This is a genomic window from Nocardia sp. NPDC059240, assembly GCF_042753865.1.
Taxonomy (GTDB): Bacteria; Actinomycetota; Actinomycetes; order Mycobacteriales; family Mycobacteriaceae; genus Nocardia.
In genome coordinates, this window is the sequence record NZ_JBHZAC010000018.1 from 40,030 (window position 1) to 62,274 (window position 22,245).

The following is a 22,245-nucleotide window of genomic DNA, read 5'->3' on the forward strand; positions in this document are numbered from 1 at the left end:
GGGGTGTCTACTCGAACCGAATGCCCTGTGCCAGGGGCAGTTCGGTGGAGTAGTTGACGGTGTTGGTGGCCCGGCGCATGTACGCCTTCCACGAATCCGAGCCGGATTCGCGGCCACCGCCCGTCTGCTTCTCACCGCCGAACGCGCCGCCGATCTCGGCGCCCGAGGTGCCGATGTTCACATTGGCGATACCGCAGTCCGAACCGTCCGCGGCCAGGAACCGTTCCGCCTCACGCTGGTTCTGCGTGAAGATCGACGACGAAAGCCCTTGCGGCACCGCATTGTGCAGCTCGATGGCGGCCTCCAGATCGTGATAGGTGAGCACGTAGAGGATCGGCGCGAACGTCTCCTCCCGCACCACCGCGGTCTGCGCGGGCATCCGCACGATGGCGGGCCGGACGTAGAAGGCGTCCTCGCCGGGCCCCTCGATACGCTCGCCACCGCAGACCACCTCGCCCCCGTCGGCTTGCGCGCGCTCCAGCGCCGCCTGCATGCCCTCGTAGGCCCGCGCATTGACGAGCGGCCCGACGAGAACGCCTTCCTCGAGCGGGTTACCCACGCGCAGTTGCCGATACGCAGAAGAAATCCGATCCAGCAGCGGCCCTACGACATCCACGTGCGTGATCAGTCGCCGCAGGGTCGTGCACCGCTGCCCGGCCGTACCCGCCGCCGCGAAAACGATTCCCCGCGTAGCCAATTCCAGGTCCGCCGACGGTGTGACAATGGCCGCATTATTGCCGCCCAGTTCCAGCAGGCAGCGCCCGAACCGGGCCGCCACCCGCGGCGCCACCCGCTGTCCCATCCGCACCGATCCGGTCGCGCTCACCAGCGCCACCCGCGGATCGTCCACCAATTGCTCACCGACGCTTGCCGCACCCTGAATCAGTTGGTGCACTTCGGGATCCGCGCCCACCTCGACCGCGGCCCGGCGTAGTAGCCCGTGACAGGCCAGCGCGGTCAGCGGCGTCGTCTCCGACGGCTTCCACACCACCGTGTCCCCGCACACCAGCGCGATGGCGGTATTCCACGCCCACACCGCGACCGGGAAGTTGAACGCCGAGATCACCCCGACCACGCCGAGCGGATGCCAGGTCTCCATCAGCCGGTGCCCCGGCCGCTCCGACGGCATGGTCCGCCCGTACAACTGCCGCGAGAGCCCGATGGCGAACTCGCAGACATCGATCATCTCCTGGACCTCACCGCGCGCCTCCGGCCCGATCTTGCCCGCCTCCAGTGTGACCAATTCGCCCAGATCGTCGAGATTTTCGGTGAGCAGCGCGGACAACCGCCGCACCACCGCCGCGCGTTGCGGTGCGGGCACCGTGCGCCAGCTCCGGAAGGCCGTGTCCGCCCGCGCGATAGCGGCGTCCACTTCGGCAGTTGTGCTCGCGCGCAAGGTGAGCAGCTCACTGCCGGTGATCGGGGTGCGTGCCGGAAGTTCACCCGGTTCGGGCGATTCGACACCGAGGCGTCGCAGAATGTTCTCCGCGCGCTCACGGAGCTCACGGGTGGCCGGGTCGGTCAGTGCGTGACTCATTACATGCTCCAGGTTGGGTTCCGTCACCGAGTTCGGTTCGCTGCGTTAGCCTTCGCTGATGGCGGATACACCGGCGAAACCACAACTCGACGACATCGATCGACTGCTGATCCGTGAGCTGATTGCCGATGGTCGCGCCACCCTGTCCAATCTGGCGGAGAAGGCGAACCTTTCGGTGTCCGCCGTGCAATCGCGGGTGCGGCGGTTGGAGGCGCGCGGCGTGATCCGCGGCTATACGGCGAACGTCGATCCCGAGGCACTGGGGCAGATGCTGTCGGCATTCGTCGCGATCACTCCTCTCGATCCGTCGCAGCCCGATGACGCGCCCGCACTGCTGCAGCACATTCCGGGCATCGAGGCCTGTCATTCGGTGGCCGGTGACGAGAGCTACATGCTGATGGTGCGGGTGGCCTCGCCCAGGCACCTGGAACAACTGCTGCAGGAGATCCGCGCGACGGCCAACGTCCGCACGCGAAGCACGATCATCCTGCAGACATTCTATGACAAGTAGTCTGCGAGCCGGGCGAAGTCGGCCGCAGACATTCGGGTGACGACCCGGTTACGGCTGTAATACTTCCGGGATTTACGGGCCTAGCCGTAAATATTCATTTACGCTGGGTGGCGTGACCCTCGGACTCGATCGGCTCGGGGCGGCCGCCGAAACCACTCTCGTCACCCCCGCCCGGGTGCATGACATTCTGTCCGCGAGCATTCTCGCCGATGGCTTCGACCTCGTGCTGGACCTGCGAAAATCGCGTGGCCGACGGCTCGTGGACGCCCGCGACGGCACCGCGTACCTCGACATGTTCGGGTTCTTCGCCTCCTCCACCCTCGGCATGAACCATCCGGCACTGCTGGGGGACCGGCCCTTCCTGGCCAACCTCACCGCCGCCGCGCTCAACAAACCCAGCAACTCCGACGTCTACACCGTCGAAATGGCGCGCTTCGTGGACACTTTCGCGCGCGTGCTGGGCGATCCGCGGCTACCGCACCTGTTCTTCATCGACGGCGGCGGGCTCGCCGTCGAAAACGCCCTCAAGGCCGCCTTCGACTGGAAGTCCCGGCACAACGAGATGCACGGGCGCGCACCGGAACTCGGCACCAAGGTGCTGCACCTGACCGGCGCCTTCCACGGCCGCACCGGCTACACGCTCTCGCTCACCAACACCGATCCGGTCAAGACGGCCCGCTTCCCGAAGTTCGACTGGCCCCGCATCGACACCCCGTACGTCGGACCCGATCACGCCGATATCGAGGCCGCCGAGTCGCATGCCCTCGACCAGGCCCGCCGCGCTTTCGCCGAAAACCCGCACGACATAGCGTGTTTCATTGCCGAGCCGATTCAGGGCGAGGGCGGCGACCGGCATCTGCGGCCGGAGTTCCTGCGCGCGATGCAGCGGCTCTGCCACGACAACGACGCCCTGTTCATCCTCGACGAGGTGCAGACCGGTGTCGGCATGACCGGCAGCATGTGGGCGTATCAGCAACTCGGCCTCGAACCCGATGTGGTCGCCTTCGGCAAGAAGACCCAGGTCTGCGGAATCATGGCGGGCGGCCGGATCGACGAGGTGCCCGACAATGTCTTCCACGTCAGCTCGCGGTTGAACTCCACCTGGGGCGGCAATCTCGCCGATATGGTCCGGGCGCGGCGCGTCTTCGAGGTGATGGAACACGAGGATCTGGTGGCCCGGGCCCGGGAACTCGGGCCGCACCTGCTCGGACGTTTGACCGAATTGTCCACTGTCCATGCGGAAGTCGCGGATCCGCGGGGTCGCGGGCTGATGTGCGCGATCACGCTGGCGACGCCGGAACTGCGCAACGAGGTGGTCACCCGGCTGCGCGAGGAGGAGCACGTGCTCATCCTCGGAACCGGCGAGCGCGGGATTCGCTTCCGCCCGCCGCTGACGGTAACCAGGGCGGAGCTGGACGAGGCCGTAGACGCCCTCGAGCGCGTATTGGGTTGAGCTGCAACCCGGACCGCATTGGTCCGGGTTGCCCGTAATTTCCTAAAAGCGTCTAATGACCGAAGCGCGTGGCGCAGTGAGACACTCCGTCAACGCGCCGCGAAACTCCATGTCGCCGCCTACTATTCGGCATCATGTCAGCTCACCGCAATGCCGCCATGGCACGGTGCGCCCTGTGATCGCGCGCCGTGCACGTCTGGGTCTGATCCTCTCGATAGCGATGCTGGCCGGTTGCTCGAGTTCCGAAACCGGTCCCGCGCAGCGCTCCGTCACGCCATCGCCCGGCCCCTCGGGCGGTGTGGATCCCGCCGCGATGGTGGCGCCGAACCTGCTACCCGGCATGCCGCCCCCGCTCTCACCCACCGACGTCTACGCCGCCACCCGCACGCTCAGCCCCGCCGTGGCCGACCAGCCCACTCGCGTCTACGTCCCCAACAGCGAATCCGACACCATCACCGTCATCGACCCGGACAGCTTCCAGGTCATCGACACCTACCCGGCCGGTGGCCGCGAACCCCAGCACGTCGTCCCGTCCTACGACCTGCAGACGCTCTACGCCAACAACGATCTCCCGATCGGCAGCGGCAGCCTGCTGCCCATCGATCCCCGCACCGGCAAACCCGGCGACCCGATCCCCGTGCGCGACCCGTACAACATGTACTTCACGCCCGATGGCAAATACGCCCTGGTTGTCGCCGAGGCCGACCGGTCCCTGGACTTCTACGACCCCCACAGCTGGGAGAAGCTGCACGACATCGCGGTCCCCGACTGTCCGGGCGTTAATCACATGGACTTCACCGCCGATGGCCGCACCGCGCTGGTCAGCTGCGAGTTCAGCGGTCGCATGGCCGTGGTGGACATCGCGGGAATGTCGTTGCTGCGCATGATCGATCTGCCCGGCGGCCGCGGGGGCATGCCGCAGGACGTGAAGCTGTCACCCGACGGCAGCACCTTCTTCGTGGCCGACATGATGGCCAACGGCGTCTACGTCTTCGACGCCAAGACCTTCGACAACACGGGGTTCCTCGAGACCGGCGGCGGCACCCACGGCCTCTACATCACCCGCGACTCGAAGCAGATGCTCATCACCAACCGTGGCGAAGGCAGCATCTCGATGTGGGACTTCACGGCGGGTCAACTCGTCAGCAAATGGGACATTCCCGGCGGCGGTAGCCCGGATATGGGAAATCTCTCTGCCGACGGCCGCGTGTTCTGGGTATCGGGCCGCAATCACAGTGAGGTCTACGCCATCGACATCGTCGATTGGAAGCTGCTCGCCCGCATCCCCGTCGGCCGTGGCGCGCACGGTCTCACCATCTGGCCGCAGCCGGGCCGCTATTCGACCGGACACACCGGAGTGATGCGTTGACCGGGCGTTCTTCGCGTCGAAACCGGCGAGTGTGGACCTGCCCAAAAGGTCGCTCGGATGACTGGGGGATTCCACCATTGAACAACGTTCGAGTTGAGCCGCGTCCGAACCCGAATATATCGGTCTACCTGCGGGTTTCTACTGGCGGGTAGTCAATAACCGTACTCACGAGTAGCCCCGGTTGGATTACATAGGGCCTCTGGTACTGGTTACACTCCCCGTCATGACGAGTGTCCAGCAGCAGCCTTCGCCGGGTTCGGCAGGTGCCCCCGATATCCACACCACCGCCGGCAAGCTGGCTGACCTGCGCAATCGGCTGGAAGAGGCCAAGCACCCGATGGGTGAGGCCGCGGTCGACAAGGTCCACGCCAAGGGCAAGATGACCGCGCGCGAGCGCATCCTCGCCCTGCTGGACGAGGGTTCCTTCGTCGAGCTCGACGCCCTGGCGCGGCACCGCAGCGTGAATTTCGGCCTGGAGAACCAGCGTCCGCTGGGCGACGGCGTGGTCACCGGCTACGGCACCATCGACGGCCGCGACGTCTGCATCTTCTCCCAGGACGTCACCGTCTTCGGTGGCTCCCTCGGCGAGGTGTACGGCGAGAAGATCGTCAAGGTCATGGACCTGGCGCTCAAGACCGGTCGCCCGCTGGTCGGCATCAACGAGGGCGCCGGCGCGCGCATCCAGGAAGGCGTTGTCTCCCTGGGTCTTTACGGTGAGATCTTCCACCGCAACATCCAGGCTTCCGGCGTGATCCCGCAGATCTCGCTGATCATGGGCCCGGCCGCGGGTGGCCACGTCTACTCGCCCGCGCTGACCGACTTCGTGGTCATGGTCGACCAGACCTCGCAGATGTTCGTCACCGGTCCCGACGTCATCAAGACCGTCACCGGTGAAGAAGTGACCATGGAGGAGCTGGGCGGCGCCCACACCCACATGGTCAAGTCCGGTGTCGCCCACTACGTGGCCTCCGGCGAGCAGGACGCCCTCGACTACGTGCGTGATCTGCTGAGCTACCTGCCCAGCAACAACCGCGCCGAGGCCCCGCGCTTCCCGGCCACCGCCGCCGCGGGCGCCATCGAGGAGAACCTCACCGAGGCCGACCTCGAGCTGGACACCATCGTCCCGGACTCCCCGAACCAGCCCTACGACATGCACGAGGTCATCAAGCGCCTGGTGGACGACGAGGAGTTCCTCGAGGTCCAGGCCGAGCGCGCGATGAACGTGATCGTCGGCTTCGCCCGGATCGACGGCCGCAGTGTGGGTTTCGTGGCCAACCAGCCCTCGCAGTTCGCGGGCTGCCTGGACATCGACGCCTCCGAGAAGGCCGCGCGCTTCGTGCGCACCTGCGACGCCTTCAACGTTCCGATCATCACCCTGGTGGATGTCCCGGGCTTCCTGCCGGGCACCGGCCAGGAGTACAACGGCATCATTCGCCGCGGCGCGAAGCTGCTGTATGCCTACGGTGAGGCCACTGTGGGCAAGATCACAATCATCACCCGCAAGGCCTACGGCGGCGCGTACGACGTCATGGGTTCCAAGCACATGGGTGCCGATGTGAACCTGGCGTGGCCGACCGCGCAGATTGCGGTGATGGGTGCGTCCGGAGCGGTCGGTTTCGTCTACCGCAAGCAGCTGCAGAACGCCGCGGCCGAAGGCAGCGACGTCGACGCCCTGCGCCTCGAGCTGCAGAACGAGTACGAGGACACCCTCGTCAACCCGTACGTGGCGGCCGAGCGCGGCTACGTGGACGCGGTGATTCCGCCGTCGCACACCCGCGGTCAGATCGTCTCGGCGCTGCGTCTGCTGGAGCGCAAGATGGTTTCGCTGCCGCCCAAGAAGCACGGCAACATTCCGCTCTGAAGATGCGATATGCGCGGTATGGGGCGCACACTGGGCATCAGGACGATGACTCGTACCGCGCACGATCGCCTCATCCGAGCAATGATGTTTTGGAATGACCCTCCTTCAAGAGGGTTGTATCGAATACCGTTTGCGGTCCACCGAAACACACTCGGGCCACAAGCGAGCCGCACACCCTGCGGCACACGGACAGGAGGACTGGCGCTGTGACGACCATGGCCGATGAAGAAGTACTGCGCGCCGCCGAACTGGATCTAGCCGGTGTCGACGAACTTGCGGGCGCTGTCGAAAAGGCCGTCGTTGAGGTCGAATCGTCGAGTACCGAGCCGGTCATCCGGGTCCTGAAGGGCAACCCGACCGATCTCGAACTCGCCGCCCTGATCGCCGTGTTCGCCGCCGCGTCGGCGAACGGCGCTGCCGCACCGGCCGATAACGGCCCCGCCGACAACTGGGGTCGCCCGACCCTGTCGCACCGCGGCTCCTCGCCCTTCTCTCCCTACGCGTTCCCGGCGCTCTCGCACCTGCGCGACTGACGGCCTTGACCGTCTTCGTACTGGCTTCGCAATCTCCCGCCCGGCTCGGTGTCCTGCGCAACGCAGGCGTCGAGCCGGTCGTGCGGGTGTCCCATGTCGACGAGGACGCGATCGCCGCGGCCTTGCCGCCGGGCACCCCGCCGGACCGGGTGGTCATCGAACTCGCGCGGGCCAAGGCACGGGAAATCGCCGGGCAATTGGCCGGCGATCCGGCTTTCGCCGATTCCGTTGTGGTCGGCTGCGATTCGATGCTGCTGGTGGACGGCGTGCTGCAGGGCAAGCCGCTGACCGCCGAGGTGGCGCGCGCCCGCTGGGCCGAGATGGCCGGGCGCAGCGCGGATCTGCTCACCGGGCACAGCGTGCTGCGGCTACGGGCCGGCGAGATCGTCGCCGAGGCCACCGACTGCAGTTCCACCACAGTGCATTTCGCCAAGCCCGAACCGGACGAACTCGACGCCTACATCGCGACGGGGGAGCCGCTGCAGGTGGCCGGTTCCTTCACCCTGGACGGCCTCGGCGGCTGGTTCGTGGACCGCATCGACGGTGATCCGTCGAGCGTGATCGGGATCGGGCTACCGCTGGTTCGTCGACTGCTTGCCGAGGTGGGCGTCGGCGTTGCGGAGCTGTGGGTCGGGAACCGCGCGTAACTGCGGCTCGGTGTTCGCGCGTACCTGCGGTTCCGTCGTGGTGCGCAATTGGGGTGCGATGCGGCCGGTGGACGGCGCTAATCGGGGCTCGCCGGTATCGGCGGGCTGCTCCTCCTCGCGCGCGGAGTCGCCGGGACGGCCGTGCAGCAGTTCCAGGCGGGCCACACACAGTTCGGGTTCCACGAACGGGTGCAGGCGCACATTCACGGCCTCGCGACCGCCGTTGCGGTCCAGCACCTCTCGCATGAGTCCCAGGTGCACACCGCACACCACCTCGGAATGCGTGCGGGCCAATTCGCGCAGCGGGCACGCGGTCATCCGGATCAGGGCCGATTCCTCGGTCTCGCTGGCGTGGTCGCGTTCGGGGGCGAAGCCGAGTTCCGACATCAGGGTGACGGTGAGGTCCTTGGCGTCCTCCAGCGATTCGATGGGTTGATCCACCGCCTCGAGTTTCGAACCCCAGGTGCGCCCGGCCGAGATGGCGGCATCCGAACGGCGGCGTGGATCGCTGCCCAGCTGGTCGGCGAGGACCTGCGCGAGTTCCTGATAACCGACCGATCGCTGTACGGCGGTATAGCCGATGCGGGGGCGGCCCCGGCCGCGTGGCGGCTGCTGGAATTGGCGGACCAGCGATTCCCGGGTGAGCACATCTAAATGGAAACGAACTGTGGTCACATGTTGTCCGGTGACGCGCGCCAGTTCCTGGGCATCGAGAGGCTCGCTGGCGCCACGTAGGATCGCAAGCAGTCGCCGTCGCGGCCAAGAATCGGACATAGCTCACCCCTCCTCTCGAGAGACTTTATCGGATGAAGCTGCGCTTAATTCGCCCAATCATCCGATTCGTGATCTGAAACGAGTTTCGCAACCACACCATGCCTACGATCGGTGTTGAGATTCGAACCGCCAATACCTAACCCACCACGCGTGAAGGACCACAACGTGCCCGTCGCTCCGGATCCGCATCACTCATTCGGCTCCTATGCACATCCTCACCGACTAGTAACCACAGAGTGGCTGTCGGCAAACATCGGCACGCCGGGACTCAAGATCATCGAGTCCAACGAAGACATATTGCTATACGACATCGGGCATGTCCCGGGTGCCATCAAGATCGACTGGCGTTCGGAACTGATCGATCCTCGCACTCGCGATGTCATCGACGGCGCGGCCTTCGCCAACCTTATGCGGCTCAAGGGCATCGAGCGCGACGACACCGTCGTCATCTACGGCGACAAGTCCAACGGCACCGCGGCCGCCACCCTGTGGGTGTTCTCCCTCTTCGGACATGAGGACGTGCGCCTGCTGGACGGCGGCCGCGACGCCTGGATCTCCGAGGCTCGCGACACTACCTTCGAGGTGCCCTCGGCCGGACTCGGCGAGTACCCGGTCATCGACCGTGACGACAAGACTTCCCGGGCCTTCCGGCAGGACGTGGTCACCCATCTGGGCGGTGCGCTCATCGACTCGCGCGTGTTCGACGAGTACACCGGCGAATTGGTGGTGCTGGACCGTCCGGAGGAGCAGGCGCTGCGCGCGGGCCACATCCCCACCGCGGTCAATATTCCGTGGACCTCGTCGGTCGGGGCCGACACCCGCTTCCGTCCCCGCGCCGAACTCGACGTCATCTACGGCGGTGTCGTGGATGCCCTTGCCCCGCTCGTCTACTCCCGCATCGGTGAGCGCTCGGCCCTGACCTGGTTCGTGCTTACCTACCTGCTGGGCGTGCACGGCGTCCGCAACTACGACGGTTCCTGGACCGAATGGGCCAATGCCGTCGGCGCACCGATCGTGATCGGTCAAGAACCCGGCACGGTTCCGGTGAACATGGCAAGCTCGTAACGCTCGAGACCCCTCCCGATGATTCATCGGGGAAGGGTTCGAACCGAATCTGGTAGAACAGGTTCTAGAAAAGTGGATTCGAGAGTCGCATTGCTCACTCTTCGGGCCTACTCTCCAGTAGCCCTATCCCCTTGTGGGGTTTGTTGGCACGATGCCTACAATCCCGACTGACGAAAGTATCCAGAGCACAGGAGGCTCAGTGCCCAACCATGCCAACGCGCAGATCACGAAGGTCCTCGTAGCCAATCGAGGCGAGATCGCCGTGCGCGTGATCCGGGCTGCCAAGGACGCGGGTATCGCCAGCGTCGCCGTGTACGCGGAACCGGACGCCGACGCGCCGTTCGTGAAGCTCGCCGATGAGGCGTTCGCGCTGGGTGGCCAGACCTCGGCCGAGTCGTACCTGGTCTTCGACAAGATCCTCGAGGCCGCCGCCAAGGCCGGCGCCGACGCGATCCACCCCGGTTACGGCTTCCTCTCGGAGAACGCCGATTTCGCGCAGGCCGTCATCGACGCGAACCTGATCTGGATCGGCCCGTCGCCGCAGTCGATCCGCGATCTGGGTGACAAGGTCACCGCTCGCCACATCGCGCAGCGCGCCGACGCGCCGATGGCCGCGGGCACCAAGGACCCGGTCAAGAACGCCGACGAGGTCGTCGCGTTCGCCAAGGAGTACGGCGTTCCGGTGGCCATCAAGGCCGCCTTCGGTGGTGGCGGTCGCGGCATGAAGGTCGCGCACACCATCGAGGAGATCCCGGAGCTGTTCGAGTCCGCCACCCGTGAGGCCATTGCCGCCTTCGGTCGTGGTGAGTGCTTCGTGGAGCAGTACCTCGACAAGGCCCGCCACGTCGAGGCCCAGGTCATCGCCGACAAGCACGGCAATGTCGTGGTCGCCGGTACCCGTGACTGCTCGCTGCAGCGTCGCTTCCAGAAGCTGGTCGAGGAGGCTCCGGCCCCCTTCCTGTCGGATGCGGTGCGCGGCAAGATCCACGAGTCCGCCAAGCGCATCTGCCGCGAGGCCGGCTACTACGGTGCGGGCACCGTGGAGTACCTGGTGCAGGGTGAGACCGTCTCGTTCCTCGAGGTGAACACCCGCCTGCAGGTCGAGCACCCGGTCACCGAGGAGACCGCGGGAATCGACCTGGTGCGCCAGCAGTTCCGCATCGCCGAGGGCCACGAGCTGTCGGTCAAGGAAGACCCGACCCCGCGCGGGCACTCCTTCGAGTTCCGCATCAACGGTGAGGACGCCGGTCGTGGCTTCCTGCCGGCCCCCGGCCCGGTCGTCGTCTACAAGGAGCCCACGGGCCCCGGTGTGCGCGTCGATTCCGGTGTGGTCGAGGGCAGCGTCATCGGTGGTCAGTTCGACTCCATGCTGGCCAAGCTGATCGTCACCGGCGAGAACCGCGAGCAGGCGCTGCAGCGTGCCGCCCGCGCGCTGGCCGAGTACCAGATCGAGGGCCTGGCCACGGTCCTGCCGTTCCACCGCCACATCGTCGAGAACCCCGCGTTCATCGGTGACGGCACCAAGTTCGACGTCTACACCAAGTGGATCGAGAACGACTGGGACAACACCATCGAGCCCTACGCCGGTGCGGTCCCGATCGAGGACGAGGACGAGGCTCCCCGTCAGAAGGTGGTCGTCGAGGTCGGCGGTCGTCGTCTGGAAGTGTCGCTGCCGGGCCAGTTCTCGGTCGGCGCGGGCGCTGCCCCGGCGGGCAACGGTGTCGTGCGCAAGAAGCCGACGCCGCGCAAGCGTGGTGGCGCGGGCGCGGGTGCCGCGTCCGGTGACGCCGTGACCGCCCCGATGCAGGGCACGGTCGTCAAGGTCGCCGTCGAAGAGGGTCAGACCGTCGAGGCGGGCGACCTGGTCGTGGTGCTCGAGGCCATGAAGATGGAGAACCCGGTCACCGCGCACAAGGCCGGTGTGATCACGGGTCTGTCGGTGGAGGCCGGTGCGGCCATCACCCAGGGCACCGTCCTGGCCGAGATCAAGTAAGACAGAGCAATTCGCGAATGGCCGCTCACCTGCGAGGTGGGCGGCCATTCGCGCTAATGTCGTGGCATGGCTGAACCTCCCGAGATTCGTATCGGTACCGCTGAGCGTGAGGATGCGATGAAGCGGCTATCGGATCATTTCGCGGCCGGGCGGTTGACCGTGGCCGAGTTCGATGAGCGCAGCGGGAAGATCGCGGCCGCGCTCACCCGCGGGGATCTGGAGCCGGTGTTCGGCGATCTGCCGGAACCGGTGGCGGGCAATGCCGTTGCCGCGCCGCGCCGTTCGGGTTTCGGTTCGCAGTGGCCCGAGCGAGTGATGCCGGTGGTCAGCATCCTGTGCGTGATCATCGCGATCGTCAGTCACCAGTGGTGGGTGTTCCTGCTGATTCCGCTGGCCGGTGCGGCACTGTTCGGCAGCCGCGACAATGCGCGGCGGCGGGGTCGCGGCGCACGGCGGGACGGCAAGCGGCAGCGCCGCCTGGATCGGGGATCGGAGGACTGATGGAACCCATCGAGATCAATGCGGGCAGTTGGTATCTGCGTGCGCTGCGCGCCGACGAGCGCATCGACGACCGCCCGGCCCTCGCCGACGGCGGCATCACCGATCCCGGCTATGTGGCGCGGCGCAGCGCCGAATGGGCGCAGGAGAGCCACTTCTCGTGGGCGGTGTGCGTGCCCACCACCGCCGAGATGGTCGCCGAGATCGGTGTCCGGCCCAATGCCGACGGCACCGCGACCGTCACCGGCTGGGCGCGCGCAGGCTACGCCGAGGCGCTGGACGACGGCCTGGTGACGGTCCGCCGTTTCACCGCCGGAGCGCTCGGCCTGGAACCGATAGACGCCTGAAACCGGCAGCGGACCGCGTCTCCCCGTCCGGTCCGGATACTGCCTCATCCCCTCAAAAATGGCCTCTACCAGTCGTCATGCCGTTTGCGTGACGAAAATGGGTCGTGCCGACCCCCGGTCGTGAGGGACCCTGAAGTCGCATCAGAAATCGACGACCAGGGGAGGCCGTCATGTTCAGCTGGAGTAGACACGTATCCGATCGGGCGACAGCGGCGTCGTTCACCAACTGGCGCTTCCGTGACCCGGAGCCGACAGTGACCGATCCCGATTTCCGCGAGACCGGGGACGACAACGACGCGTCCGGCACCGATGGCGGGCGCACCCCGCGCGACGGTGGCCTCGCCGAGATCGACGGCGCGATGGCGGGCATCACCGTCCCCGCGTATGCGCGAATGTCACTCGCCGGAATGTCTCTGGTCGGCGCGGGCTGCTGAACGGCGGGCCGCGTCGGGGGACGCGGCACGCACCCAGGGGCGGGTTCCAACCGGGACCCGCCCCTTTCGCGTGGTCGGCGAGTAGTACCGTGCTGGGCATGGAGAGGTCGCCGCTGGATGCTGACTTGCTGGCCCGCAATGTCGACGGGGAGCTCAGGTTCTTCTCGGCCGTCGAGGTGGTCGAATCGACCGGCTCGACCAATGCGGATCTGGTTGCCCGGGCCGCGGATTCGAGTGCCGATCGGCTGGTGCTGATCGCGGAGTCGCAGGAGCGCGGCCGCGGCCGGCACGATCGGCAGTGGGTCTCGCCGCCGCGCGCGCAGATTGCGATGTCACTGCTGGTGCGGGCGCGCGGTATCGATCCGGCGGTGCTGGGCTGGCTGCCGCTGCTGACCGGTGTCGCGGTGGTGGACGCGGTGCGCGCCGCCACCGGGGTGAAGGCAATCCTCAAGTGGCCCAATGATGTTCTCGTCGACGGGCGCAAGCTGGCGGGCATCCTCGCCGAGATCGCCGCCGTCGGAGTCGATCCCGCGGTGGTGGTGGGCGTCGGCCTGAATGTGAGCCTCACCGAGGCGGAACTGCCGGTGTCGCATGCCACTTCGCTGGTGCTGTCGGGCGTCGCCGATCCGGATCGGACCGCCGTGGTGACCGCGATGCTGCGCGAGTTCGCCCGGCGTTTCATCGCCTGGGAGGCTGCGAATTGGGACATCACCGAGCTGGCGGCCGCCTACCGGGAGCGTTGTTCCACCATCGGCAGCGAGGTTCGGGCCGAACTGCCCGGCGGTGAGGTGATCACCGGTGTTGCCACCGGTGTCGACGAGCACGGCCGCCTGCTCATCGGTGACCGCGCGGTCTCCGCGGGTGATGTCACCCACCTGCGCGCCGAGTACTGACCGAGGGGATTCATGGGTGGCGGGGGCGACCTGGGTGATCGCCGCGGCGGTCATCGCCCGGGCCGCCCGGGTTCTTCGGGCGCTTGCCGGGACCGGGTGGTCCGACGGGTTGTGCGGGTTCGGTCCACGCCGGTTCGTCCGGCGTGACGACCGCCTCCGGGGTGGCGGGCGGTTCGGTGGTGGCCACCGGGGGCGGCTGTTCGAACCGACTGGTCGGTGAAATCGATTCGGGAGCAGTGATTTTCGTGGCGGGGGTGTCCGCGTGCCCAGGTGTTTCGACGGCACGGCCGGTGAGCCAGGTCGCCAGCATCGCGACGATGACTGCCGCGCCCGCCAGACTCGCCGTGGTGATCACTGCCCGGCGGGTCCACGGCTTGCCGGTCAGCGCATCGCCCGGACCGGTGAGCCTGGGCATCGCGACGGTGCGCGCATCCGGCGCGGTGGCACCGGGTCGGTAGCGATTCGGCCCGGTGATGACAACGGTCGTGTCGCCGTCGGGAAGCGCTGACGTGCCGAGGCGTTCGGGTGCACCGAGGTCCTCGTCAGCGCCGACGGCGACCAGGGCAGCACGCGCGGCTGCCGCGAATTCTCCTGCGCTGGAATGGCGTTCGGCCGGGTCCTTGGCCAGGCCGCGGGCGATGACCTGGTCCAGGGTCGCGGGGATCGCGGCAACCAGGGTGGACGGTGCCGGGGGTGTGCGTTCCAGGTGGGCGCGCATGAGTTGTGCCGGATTACGCATGGCGAACGGCCTTTGACCGGTGAGGCATTCGAACAGGACGCAGGCCAGCGCGTAGATGTCCGAGCGTGGCGTCGCGGTGCCCTCGAAACGTTCGGGGGCCATGTAGGCGGGGGTGCCGACGAGCATGCCGGTCTGGGTGATGGCGCGCTGGCCGTCCTGCTGTGCGGTGCCGAAGTCGATCAGGTAGGCGACGTCGTCGGGGGCGACGATGATGTTCTGCGGCTTGACGTCCCGGTGGATGAGCCCGGCGGCGTGGGCCTCGTCGAGCGCTTCGGCGATCTGGGTGATGAGGTCGACGGCCGCGGCGGGGGCCATCGGGCCTTCCCATTCGAGCATGGCCTCGACATCCAGGCCGTCGACGAATTCCGTGTCGATGAACAGCCGCCCCTCGAGTTCACCGTGGGCGTGGACCGCCATGATGTGCGGCCCGTGCAGCAGCGTGGCGGCCCGGGCTTCGCGCTCGAAGCGCCGCCGGTATTCGGGGTCGGCGGTGAGGACGGGCGCGAGCACCTTGAGCGCGACGGTCCGGTCGGCCACGGTGTCGTGCGCCCGCCACACCTCCGACGAGCCGCCGCTGCCGAGCAGTTCGTCGAGGCGGTATCGGCCCAGATAGCCATCCCCCAACGCATTTCCTCTCGTCGCTCTGGGGGACCACGATAGCGAACCGAATTTATTTCAGACGCACACAACTCGCCTGTTATTTCAGACCGGTTGCAATTCGCGCCGGGCGGCTTCGCGGGCGAGCATGCGGTCGCGCTGCTCTTCGAACTTGGCCACGTCCTCGGCGAGCCGCGTCATATAGGCGGCCAATTCCTCGCGTGCCTTCTCGCCGCGCGGCCCGAAATCGTTGCGCTCGAAGATATTCCAATTCTTCAGCACCGGCGCGACCACTTCTTCCAGGTGCTGGCGCAGGTCATAGATGCCGTGCTTGGCCATCATGACGCCATTGCGCCGGAAGTTGGGCATGCCGTGGCCGGGCATGACGAAATGGGTGAGCACCTTGGTGATCGCCTCGACGGCCTGGTCGGGGGCCAGGTCCAGGCCCGCGCTGCACAGGCTGCGGTAGAAGATCATGTGCAGGTTCTCGTCGGTGGCGATGCGCTGCAGCATGCGGTCGGCGATGGGGTCGTCGCAGACCCGGCCGGTATTGCGGTGCGAGACGCGGGTGGCCAATTCCTGGAACGTCACATAGGCGACATTCTCCAGAAAGCCGCCCCAATCGGCCGGGGACTGCACGCCATTGGTCATGTGGATCATGCGCGCCTGTTCCAGCGCCACCGGATCCACGCCCCGGGTCACCACCAGGTAATCGCGAATCACGATGCCGTGCCGGTTCTCCTCGGCCGTCCAGCGGCCCACCCAGGTGCCCCACGCGCCGTCCTGGGAGAAGTTCTCGGCGATCTCGCGGTGATAGGAGGGCAGATTGTCCTCGGTGAGCAGATTGGTGACCATCGCGATCTTCGCGACCTCGGTGAGCTTCGATTGCGAGGGGTCCCAGTCCTCGCCACCCATCGCCGCGAAATTCCGGCCCTGGTCCCACGGCACGTAATCGTGCGGATGCCATTCCTTGGCGATCGACAGATGCCGGTTGAGGTTGGCCTCCGCCACGGGTTCGAGCTCGCGGAGGATCTGGTACTGCGTCAACTCTCGGGTCACACACGCCTCCTGTGTCATGCACACGGGTACAGCCTGAATGGTCCTGCGGTTTGGCTTGGTACAACTCGAAGTAGGTCGACTCGCGACCGCCGATACGCGATCGGCAACCGCACGATTGTGCCCTCTGCCGCAGTCGCGTGTGAGGCGTTCCGACACATACGCGCGATAGGGTTTCGGGTATGGGATACCCGGAAGAAGCACTGGCGCCTGATGAGGTGTTGTTGCTGCACCGTCATCCGCATTGGAAGATGTTGTTCTGGCCCGCTGTGACTTTCATCCTGATCACCGCATTGGCCGGGTTCGGCGCGGGGGTCAGCGCACGCAATACCGAGGGCACGCTCCAGACCGGTTTGCTGCTGGGCATTCTGGCGCTGTGGGCGGGGATCGTGCTGTGGCGCAGTCTCGCTCCGCTGATCCGGTGGAAGTCGACGCATTTCATCGTGACCGATCGCCGGGTGCTGATCCGGCACGGTGTGCTCACCCATACCGGTATCGACATTCCGATGAACCGGATCTCGAATGTGCAGTTCCGCTATGGCCTTTTCGACCGAATGCTGGGCACCGGCACGCTGATCATCGGTTCGTCGTCGGAGGATCCGCTGGAGTACGACGACATCCCGCACGTGCAGGCGGTGCACGCGATGTTGTATCACCAGGTCTTCGATGTGGTGCAGAACAATCCGAACGGCGGCGGCTTCTACGGTTCTTCGGGCGCGTACCCGTAGTCTTGTTCCGTGACCGCAGTACTGCTGGCCGAAGACGACGAGGCTATTGCCGCGCCGTTGTCGCGCGCCCTGGGCCGTGAGGGCTATTCGGTGACCGTCGAGAGCTACGGCCCCGCCGTGCTGGAGCGGGCCCTGGAGGGTGGTCACGATCTACTCATCCTGGATCTCGGGCTGCCCGGCATGGACGGCCTGGAGGTGTGCCGCCAGGTGCGGGCGCGGGGTGCGGATCTGGCCGTGCTCATGCTGACCGCGCGCACCGACGAGGTGGATTTCGTGGTGGGTCTGGACGCGGGCGCCGACGACTATGTGGGCAAGCCGTTCCGGCTCGCCGAACTGCTGGCCCGGGTGCGGGCGCTGTTGCGCCGCAGCGGAATCGGGGACGAGGCGGTCGAGGTGGGCGGCATCCGGCTGGAGCCGGCGGCGCGCCGGGTGCTGGTGAACGGGGTCGAGGTCAACCTGGCCAACAAGGAGTACGAACTGCTGAAGGTGCTCATCGACCGGGCCGGGCAGGTGGTCTCGCGCGAGACCATTCTGCGTGAGGTGTGGGGTGACGCCGACCTGCGCGGCTCCAAGACGCTGGATATGCATATGTCGTGGCTGCGCCGCAAGATCGGCGACGAGGGTCCGGTGGCGGAGCGCCGCATCGTGACGGTCCGCGGCGTAGGCTTCCGCTTCAATACCGACTAGCTCAGCGCTTGAACCGATCAGTTGTGCTCTTCCGTGCGCGTCAAACCCCCGACCCCGAAGGCTCGGCGAAGCGAGGCATCTCGACGATGAGACGCAGGATCTTGCTGTCCATGGTGGCCGCGTTGACCCTCACCACGCTGATTCTCGGTGTGCCGCTGGCCTTCACGGCCTGGCAGTGGGTCGAGGACATCAATCGCAACGAACTGCGCAACCGGCTCAACGGCATCTCCGAGGAGGTGACGCGGCAGGAGCGGGACGGCGTGGTGCACGGCGAACTGGACCCCAAGGCGGTGCGCCTGCTGATCCCGGTCAACGGCAAGCTGACCATCATCTATCCGACCGTGACGGAGCAGAACAAGCGGATAGATCTGGGCGCGGACACCGTGGCCGATCCGCTGTCGGAATCGTTGTCGATGGGCACCGACGGTTCGCTTCGGCTGGAAGTTCCTTCCGCCCCAATGCATTCCATGCAGCGGCAGGCGCTGGGCGCGGTGCTGGGCCTGGTGCTGATCTCGCTGGGCGCGGGCATCGCGGTGGCGGTGGTGACCGCGCGCCGGGTGGCCGATCCGCTGCGGGATGTCGCGGCCCGCGCGGCCCGGCTGGCCATGGGCGACTTCCGCGCCGATCCGCGCCGCCACGGCATCACCGAGCTGGATCGGGTGTCGGACGTCTTGGATTCGGCCACCGTGGAAATCGCGGGTCGCCTGCAGCGCGAGCACGCGCTGGTCGCCGACGTCTCACATCAGCTGCGCAGTCGGCTGACGGCGGTGCGTCTGCGCCTGGACGAGTTGTCCACGCACTCCGATCCGGAGGTGGTGCACGAGGCGGAAGAGGCCATGGCACAGGTGGATCGGCTCACCGACGCCATCGACGAGTTGGTGCGCGCCTCGCGCGACGAGGGTGCGGCCGAACGCGATCCGGTCCCGGTGGTCGCCGAATTGCGCAGTGTCGTCGCGGAATGGCGGCATCCCTTCGCGGAGGCGGGCCGCAAACTGGTGCTGCTCGGCGACCCGACACTCAAAGCGCCCGTGACGGGTTCGCGCCTGCGCGAGGCGCTGGCGGTGCTGGTCGACAATGCGCTCATGCACGGCGCGGGCACCTGCACGGTGTCGGTGCGCACGGTCGCGGGCCGCATGGATGATCGTGAGCCGCTGGTGGTGGTGGAGGTCGCCGACGAGGGCGACGGCGTGCGAGATGAGTTGGCACCACACATCTTCGACCGCGGCTTCTCCGCCGCCGGGTCGACCGGTGTCGGTCTGGCGCTGGCCCGCGCGCTGATCGAAGCGGACGGTGGCCGCCTCGAATTGCAGCGTCGCCGCCCGGCCCTGTTCGCGGTGTTCCTGGGTTCCTCCGGTGTGGCATCCCGCCCGATCGCGGTAGGTACCGAGCCGCGCTGATCTTCTATCAGTTCTCTAACTGTTTGTTAGTGGGCACCGATAACTCGCTTTCTACCTTCGGGTCTCGTCAACCGGAACCGAAAGTAGGAGATGTCATGCCGAAGTTCACCGTCCGCCGTACTGTCGCCGCGGGCTTCATCGGAGCGGCCGCCCTGGGTGTGCTGGCCATGCCGGCCGTCGCGAATGCCGCCGCCCCCGATTCGATTGCATCCCTGGCCGATACCGGCAGCTCCGGCCCGGCGGTCGCCCAGGACCCGGGCGTGCTGGTGACCCGTGACGACCAGGGGAACGTGACCGTGGTGCCCGCACAGCCCGGCCTGCCCGGCAACGCGATCCCCGCGACTCCGTTGCAGCCCGCCCAGCCGGCGCAGCCCGGTCAGCACGTCATCATTCAGGACGATCGCGGCGGCTACGGGGACCCGTCGCACACGATCATCCTGGACCCGGCTCGCTGAGCCTCGTCCTCAGGTCGCGTCAGTATCGTCTGATCTCGTGACGGGTCCCCGGATTCTGATTGTGGACGACGATGTCAGGGTGCTGACTTCGGTGGCGCGGGGGCTCCGGATGTCTGGTTTCGAGGTCGAGACCGCGGCGGACGGGGCCGCCGCGCTCCGCCATATCGGCACCGCCGCCCCGCAGGCCATGGTGCTGGACCTGAACATGCCGAATCTGGACGGCGTGCAGGTGGTGACGGCCCTGCGCGCACTGGGCAACGACATTCCGATCTGCGTGCTGAGCGCCCGCGCGGAGGTCACCGACCGCATCGACGCCCTCGAGGCCGGGGCCGACGATTACCTGACCAAGCCCTTCGACCTGGGCGAGCTGGTGGCCAGGCTGCGCGCCATGCTGCGCCGCGCCCCCGCGCCCACCCACGTCGACGACGACCGCATCACCGTGGGCCCGCTGCTCGTCCAGCCCGGCGCTCGCCGAGCCTCGATCAACGGCAACCCGCTCGACCTCACGAAACGGGAATTCGACCTGCTGGCGGCGCTGGCCTCCGCTCCCGGTCAGGTCTTCTCCAGAGCCCAACTGCTCGACCGGGTCTGGGGCTACGACTTCGAAACCCAGACCAAGGTGGTCGACGTGTTCGTCTCCTATCTGCGCCGCAAGCTCGAGGAAACGGGTACGCCGCGCCTCATCCACACCGTCCGTGGCGTCGGATTCGTATTGCGGATCGAATCATGAAATACCTGCCGCGACGGCCGATTTCCCTCCGTGCGCGGGTCGCGTTGGCCAGCGCGGCGACCGCGGCGGTGGTGGTCGGGGCCATGTCGGTGGCGTTGCTGGCCACCGCGTCGAATGATGCGGCGAGCCAGGCGGGCCGGGTGATCAGCGCGATCGCGCTCACGCCGGCTCAGGGGACTCCGGCCTCGCCTGCGCAACCCGTTCCCGACGGTGCGCATCCGGCCACACCGGCCCTGCCCGCACCGGCCCTGATCGCTCCTGCGGACCCGGCGGAATCGCCGGTGGCCCCGTCGCCGGGAGTGATCATCAGGCAGCTGGACCCGGACAGCGCGGAGCTCGGGTACACGCGCACGGTGGTGTTGAACGGCGACCCGGTCGCGGTGACCGTGCCCAGCGAGGTCGTTTCGGATTCGGCTACCCAGCAGCGGCTTCGGATCTTGGGGATCGGGCTGGTGGCGGTGGCGTTGGCGGCCGTGCTGGGCTGGTTCTTCGCGCACCGTGCGGTGGTGCCGTTGCGGCGACTGACCGCGGCGACCGCCGGGCTGGGGGAGAGCCTGGAGCTGGAGACGCCGCGTCACCCAGTCGCCAGCGAGACGACCGACCTGGCCGACGCCATGAACACCATGCTCGGCCGGATCGCCACCGAGCGCAGGCACACCGATGAAGCCCTGGTCACGGCACGGGATTTCGCCGCCACGGCCGCCCACGAGATGCGAACTCCCTTGACCGCCATGCGGACCGATCTGCAGGTGCTGCGGTCGATGCCGCTGTCGGAGGCCGAGCGGGCGGAGATCGTCGATGAGATCCTCACCACCCAGACTGCGCTGGAGACCACGCTCCATGCGCTGGAACGGCTGGCGGTCGGCGATCTGACCACCGAATCCGATTGGGAGGACCTGGATCTGGGTCAGCTCATCGATCAGGTGGTGGACGACGCGCGCCGGACGCATCCGGGTGTGACGATGATCGCGGTGGAAGCGGAACCCGTGCGGGTGCGTGGCCTGGCGGCGGGGTTGCGGTCGGTGGTCGAGAACGCGATCACCAATGCGGTGCGGCACGGCCGGGCGGATCGGATCGAAATCGCCACGCGCAGTGCGGGAGACCAGGTCGTACTGACCATCGACGACAACGGCGTCGGTATCGACGAGGCGGAGCGGGAGCGCGTCTTCGAGCGCTTCTACCGCGCGAGCGCTACCCCCGGCAGCGGTCTGGGTCTGGCGTTGGTCGCCCAGCAGGCCCGGTTACACGGTGGTGCCGCGACTATCGAGGAAAGCCCGGAAGGCGGTGTCCGCCTGCGGATCACCCTCAGCTGTGACCGAGCTGCTCTTCGTTCTCGGTGACCAGATCCTCGAATTCGTCCTGCAGTTCCTGCATTTCGTCCGGAAAGACCCACTTCTTCATGGCATAGAAACGGAATGCCATTTGCAGCAGATTGCCGATGATGAAGGCGCTGACGAAGTCGGCGATGTTCTCGACGGTGAAACTCACATTGGGTGTGCGCAGGTCGAACACGTAGCTCGAGACCCACAGCGGCAGCGCGGCCAACCCGACACCGATGCCACTGACCAGGAAGAACAGCAGCGCTTCGTGATGCTTCTCGCGGCCGCCGCGCTTGTCGAAGGTCCATTCCCGGTTGAGGATGTAGGACACGATGACCGCGATGGTGCCCGACATGATGCGGGCCACGGTCGGCTTGGTGTCCATGATGGTGAATTTCAGGATGTAGAAAATGCCCAGGTCGATGACGAACGTGGTCGCACCGACAATCGCGAACTTCAGCAGTTCGTAATGGCGGTCCGCGAGGTCCCGCAGCGGTGCGGGCAGGCGATTGACCACTTCATCGACAAATGACACGTAGCGAGTCTACGTCTCCGCTCCTGGCCGTGTACCCCCGGTACAAATGGGGGCTCATTGCGGTTGCGGACCCGGCGGATACCTGTC

General features: G+C 67.0%; 23 protein-coding genes. 18 read left to right on the forward strand and 5 right to left on the reverse strand.

Translation table 11 applies throughout. From position 1 onward, the window contains the following. Positions 1 to 7: 7 nt before the first annotated feature. Positions 8 to 1,537 (reverse strand): aldehyde dehydrogenase family protein, encoded by a 1,530-nt coding sequence (locus tag ACFXHA_RS41835; RefSeq protein WP_379366382.1) that lies wholly within the window; start codon positions 1,535 to 1,537, stop codon positions 8 to 10. Between the two features lie 58 nt (positions 1,538 to 1,595). Here ACFXHA_RS41835 and ACFXHA_RS41840 point away from each other — a divergent pair, with 58 nt between their 5' ends. The 6 genes from ACFXHA_RS41840 (at position 1,596) to ACFXHA_RS41865 (ending at position 7,911) form a co-directional block, all read left to right on the forward strand. After that, positions 1,596 to 2,048, forward strand: a complete 453-nt coding sequence (locus ACFXHA_RS41840; protein WP_120737141.1) for an Lrp/AsnC family transcriptional regulator — start codon at positions 1,596 to 1,598, stop codon at positions 2,046 to 2,048. A gap of 112 nt (positions 2,049 to 2,160) precedes the next feature. Continuing rightward, positions 2,161 to 3,501, forward strand: a complete 1,341-nt coding sequence (gene lat, locus ACFXHA_RS41845; RefSeq protein WP_379366384.1) for an L-lysine 6-transaminase — start codon at positions 2,161 to 2,163, stop codon at positions 3,499 to 3,501. Positions 3,502 to 3,676: 175 nt separating this feature from the next. Then, positions 3,677 to 4,870, forward strand: coding sequence for a hypothetical protein (locus ACFXHA_RS41850; protein WP_379366386.1), 1,194 nt, complete (start codon positions 3,677 to 3,679; stop codon positions 4,868 to 4,870). A 223-nt stretch (positions 4,871 to 5,093) separates the two neighbouring features. After that, the gene (locus ACFXHA_RS41855) at positions 5,094 to 6,731 is read left to right on the forward strand and encodes an acyl-CoA carboxylase subunit beta (RefSeq protein WP_379366388.1); all 1,638 of its coding nucleotides are present in this window, start codon (positions 5,094 to 5,096) and stop codon (positions 6,729 to 6,731) included. A 215-nt stretch (positions 6,732 to 6,946) separates the two neighbouring features. Next, positions 6,947 to 7,264 carry an acyl-CoA carboxylase subunit epsilon gene (locus ACFXHA_RS41860; protein ID WP_379366592.1) on the forward strand — a complete coding sequence of 106 codons (318 nt, stop codon included), beginning with the start codon at positions 6,947 to 6,949 and terminating at the stop codon, positions 7,262 to 7,264. Between the two features lie 5 nt (positions 7,265 to 7,269). After that, positions 7,270 to 7,911 carry a Maf family protein gene (locus ACFXHA_RS41865; RefSeq protein WP_379366390.1) on the forward strand — a complete coding sequence of 214 codons (642 nt, stop codon included), beginning with the start codon at positions 7,270 to 7,272 and terminating at the stop codon, positions 7,909 to 7,911. On the opposite strand, the gene ACFXHA_RS41870 is transcribed toward ACFXHA_RS41865, so the two are convergent. Further along, a complete protein-coding gene (locus ACFXHA_RS41870; protein WP_379366392.1) occupies positions 7,837 to 8,586 on the reverse strand; it encodes a helix-turn-helix transcriptional regulator in 750 nt (249 codons plus the stop codon). The two genes, ACFXHA_RS41865 and ACFXHA_RS41870, sit on opposite strands and share 75 nt — an antisense overlap. Positions 8,587 to 8,850: 264 nt before the next feature. Between ACFXHA_RS41870 and ACFXHA_RS41875 the strand changes: the two genes are divergently transcribed. The 6 genes from ACFXHA_RS41875 (at position 8,851) to ACFXHA_RS41900 (ending at position 13,915) form a co-directional block, all read left to right on the forward strand. Then, positions 8,851 to 9,750 carry a sulfurtransferase gene (locus ACFXHA_RS41875; protein ID WP_379366394.1) on the forward strand — a complete coding sequence of 300 codons (900 nt, stop codon included), beginning with the start codon at positions 8,851 to 8,853 and terminating at the stop codon, positions 9,748 to 9,750. Positions 9,751 to 9,949: 199 nt separating this feature from the next. After that, positions 9,950 to 11,743 (forward strand): acetyl/propionyl/methylcrotonyl-CoA carboxylase subunit alpha, encoded by a 1,794-nt coding sequence (locus tag ACFXHA_RS41880; RefSeq protein WP_379366396.1) that lies wholly within the window; start codon positions 9,950 to 9,952, stop codon positions 11,741 to 11,743. Positions 11,744 to 11,809: 66 nt separating this feature from the next. Beyond that, positions 11,810 to 12,244, forward strand: a complete 435-nt coding sequence (locus tag ACFXHA_RS41885) for a DUF1707 domain-containing protein (RefSeq protein ID WP_379366398.1) — start codon at positions 11,810 to 11,812, stop codon at positions 12,242 to 12,244. Further along, on the forward strand, positions 12,244 to 12,588 hold the full coding sequence (locus tag ACFXHA_RS41890) for a hypothetical protein (protein WP_379366400.1): 345 nt from the start codon (positions 12,244 to 12,246) through the stop codon (positions 12,586 to 12,588). The genes ACFXHA_RS41885 and ACFXHA_RS41890 overlap by 1 nt, the downstream gene beginning before the upstream one ends. A gap of 254 nt (positions 12,589 to 12,842) precedes the next feature. After that, positions 12,843 to 13,022 (forward strand): hypothetical protein, encoded by a 180-nt coding sequence (locus ACFXHA_RS41895; RefSeq protein ID WP_379366402.1) that lies wholly within the window; start codon positions 12,843 to 12,845, stop codon positions 13,020 to 13,022. A gap of 98 nt (positions 13,023 to 13,120) precedes the next feature. Continuing rightward, positions 13,121 to 13,915 (forward strand): biotin--[acetyl-CoA-carboxylase] ligase, encoded by a 795-nt coding sequence (locus tag ACFXHA_RS41900; protein WP_379366403.1) that lies wholly within the window; start codon positions 13,121 to 13,123, stop codon positions 13,913 to 13,915. A gap of 10 nt (positions 13,916 to 13,925) precedes the next feature. Here ACFXHA_RS41900 and ACFXHA_RS41905 read toward each other — a convergent pair whose 3' ends face one another. Further along, positions 13,926 to 15,278: a protein kinase gene (locus ACFXHA_RS41905; protein ID WP_379366405.1), complete on the reverse strand. Its 1,353-nt coding sequence runs from the start codon at positions 15,276 to 15,278 to the stop codon at positions 13,926 to 13,928. Between the two features lie 78 nt (positions 15,279 to 15,356). Next, a complete protein-coding gene (locus tag ACFXHA_RS41910; protein WP_379366407.1) occupies positions 15,357 to 16,310 on the reverse strand; it encodes an acyl-ACP desaturase in 954 nt (317 codons plus the stop codon). A 179-nt stretch (positions 16,311 to 16,489) separates the two neighbouring features. On the opposite strand from ACFXHA_RS41910, the gene ACFXHA_RS41915 reads away from it, so the two are divergent. The 6 genes from ACFXHA_RS41915 to ACFXHA_RS41940 all read left to right on the forward strand — a co-directional run bounded on the left by ACFXHA_RS41915 (position 16,490) and on the right by ACFXHA_RS41940 (position 21,644). Next, entirely contained in the window at positions 16,490 to 17,035 is a 546-nt protein-coding gene (locus ACFXHA_RS41915; RefSeq protein ID WP_379366409.1) for a PH domain-containing protein, read from the forward strand. 9 nt (positions 17,036 to 17,044) lie between these two features. Beyond that, entirely contained in the window at positions 17,045 to 17,722 is a 678-nt protein-coding gene (locus ACFXHA_RS41920; protein ID WP_364697701.1) for a response regulator transcription factor, read from the forward strand. Positions 17,723 to 17,808: 86 nt separating this feature from the next. Next, on the forward strand, positions 17,809 to 19,119 hold the full coding sequence (locus tag ACFXHA_RS41925; protein WP_379366411.1) for a sensor histidine kinase: 1,311 nt from the start codon (positions 17,809 to 17,811) through the stop codon (positions 19,117 to 19,119). A 95-nt stretch (positions 19,120 to 19,214) separates the two neighbouring features. Beyond that, a complete protein-coding gene (locus tag ACFXHA_RS41930; protein WP_379366413.1) occupies positions 19,215 to 19,574 on the forward strand; it encodes a hypothetical protein in 360 nt (119 codons plus the stop codon). Between the two features lie 37 nt (positions 19,575 to 19,611). Next, positions 19,612 to 20,304, forward strand: a complete 693-nt coding sequence (locus ACFXHA_RS41935; RefSeq protein WP_379366415.1) for a response regulator transcription factor — start codon at positions 19,612 to 19,614, stop codon at positions 20,302 to 20,304. Next, on the forward strand, positions 20,301 to 21,644 hold the full coding sequence (locus tag ACFXHA_RS41940) for a sensor histidine kinase (RefSeq protein WP_379366417.1): 1,344 nt from the start codon (positions 20,301 to 20,303) through the stop codon (positions 21,642 to 21,644). Before ACFXHA_RS41935 ends, ACFXHA_RS41940 begins: the two co-directional genes overlap by 4 nt. Here the strand turns inward: ACFXHA_RS41940 and ACFXHA_RS41945 are convergent. Beyond that, on the reverse strand, positions 21,610 to 22,158 hold the full coding sequence (locus ACFXHA_RS41945) for a GtrA family protein (protein WP_379366419.1): 549 nt from the start codon (positions 22,156 to 22,158) through the stop codon (positions 21,610 to 21,612). The genes ACFXHA_RS41940 and ACFXHA_RS41945 overlap by 35 nt on opposite strands. Positions 22,159 to 22,245: the final 87 nt, after the last annotated feature.

Coding starts and splice junctions, on each gene's coding strand:
- ACFXHA_RS41835 (WP_379366382.1), bottom strand. CDS start 1,537: ATGAGTCACGCACTGACCGACCCGGCCACCCGTGAGCTCCGTGAGCGC.
- ACFXHA_RS41840 (WP_120737141.1), top strand. CDS start 1,596: ATGGCGGATACACCGGCGAAACCACAACTCGACGACATCGATCGACTG.
- ACFXHA_RS41855 (WP_379366388.1), top strand. CDS start 5,094: ATGACGAGTGTCCAGCAGCAGCCTTCGCCGGGTTCGGCAGGTGCCCCC.
- ACFXHA_RS41860 (WP_379366592.1), top strand. CDS start 6,947: ATGGCCGATGAAGAAGTACTGCGCGCCGCCGAACTGGATCTAGCCGGT.
- ACFXHA_RS41885 (WP_379366398.1), top strand. CDS start 11,810: ATGGCTGAACCTCCCGAGATTCGTATCGGTACCGCTGAGCGTGAGGAT.
- ACFXHA_RS41890 (WP_379366400.1), top strand. CDS start 12,244: ATGGAACCCATCGAGATCAATGCGGGCAGTTGGTATCTGCGTGCGCTG.
- ACFXHA_RS41900 (WP_379366403.1), top strand. CDS start 13,121: ATGGAGAGGTCGCCGCTGGATGCTGACTTGCTGGCCCGCAATGTCGAC.
- ACFXHA_RS41915 (WP_379366409.1), top strand. CDS start 16,490: ATGGGATACCCGGAAGAAGCACTGGCGCCTGATGAGGTGTTGTTGCTG.
- ACFXHA_RS41925 (WP_379366411.1), top strand. CDS start 17,809: ATGAGACGCAGGATCTTGCTGTCCATGGTGGCCGCGTTGACCCTCACC.
- ACFXHA_RS41930 (WP_379366413.1), top strand. CDS start 19,215: ATGCCGAAGTTCACCGTCCGCCGTACTGTCGCCGCGGGCTTCATCGGA.
- ACFXHA_RS41940 (WP_379366417.1), top strand. CDS start 20,301: ATGAAATACCTGCCGCGACGGCCGATTTCCCTCCGTGCGCGGGTCGCG.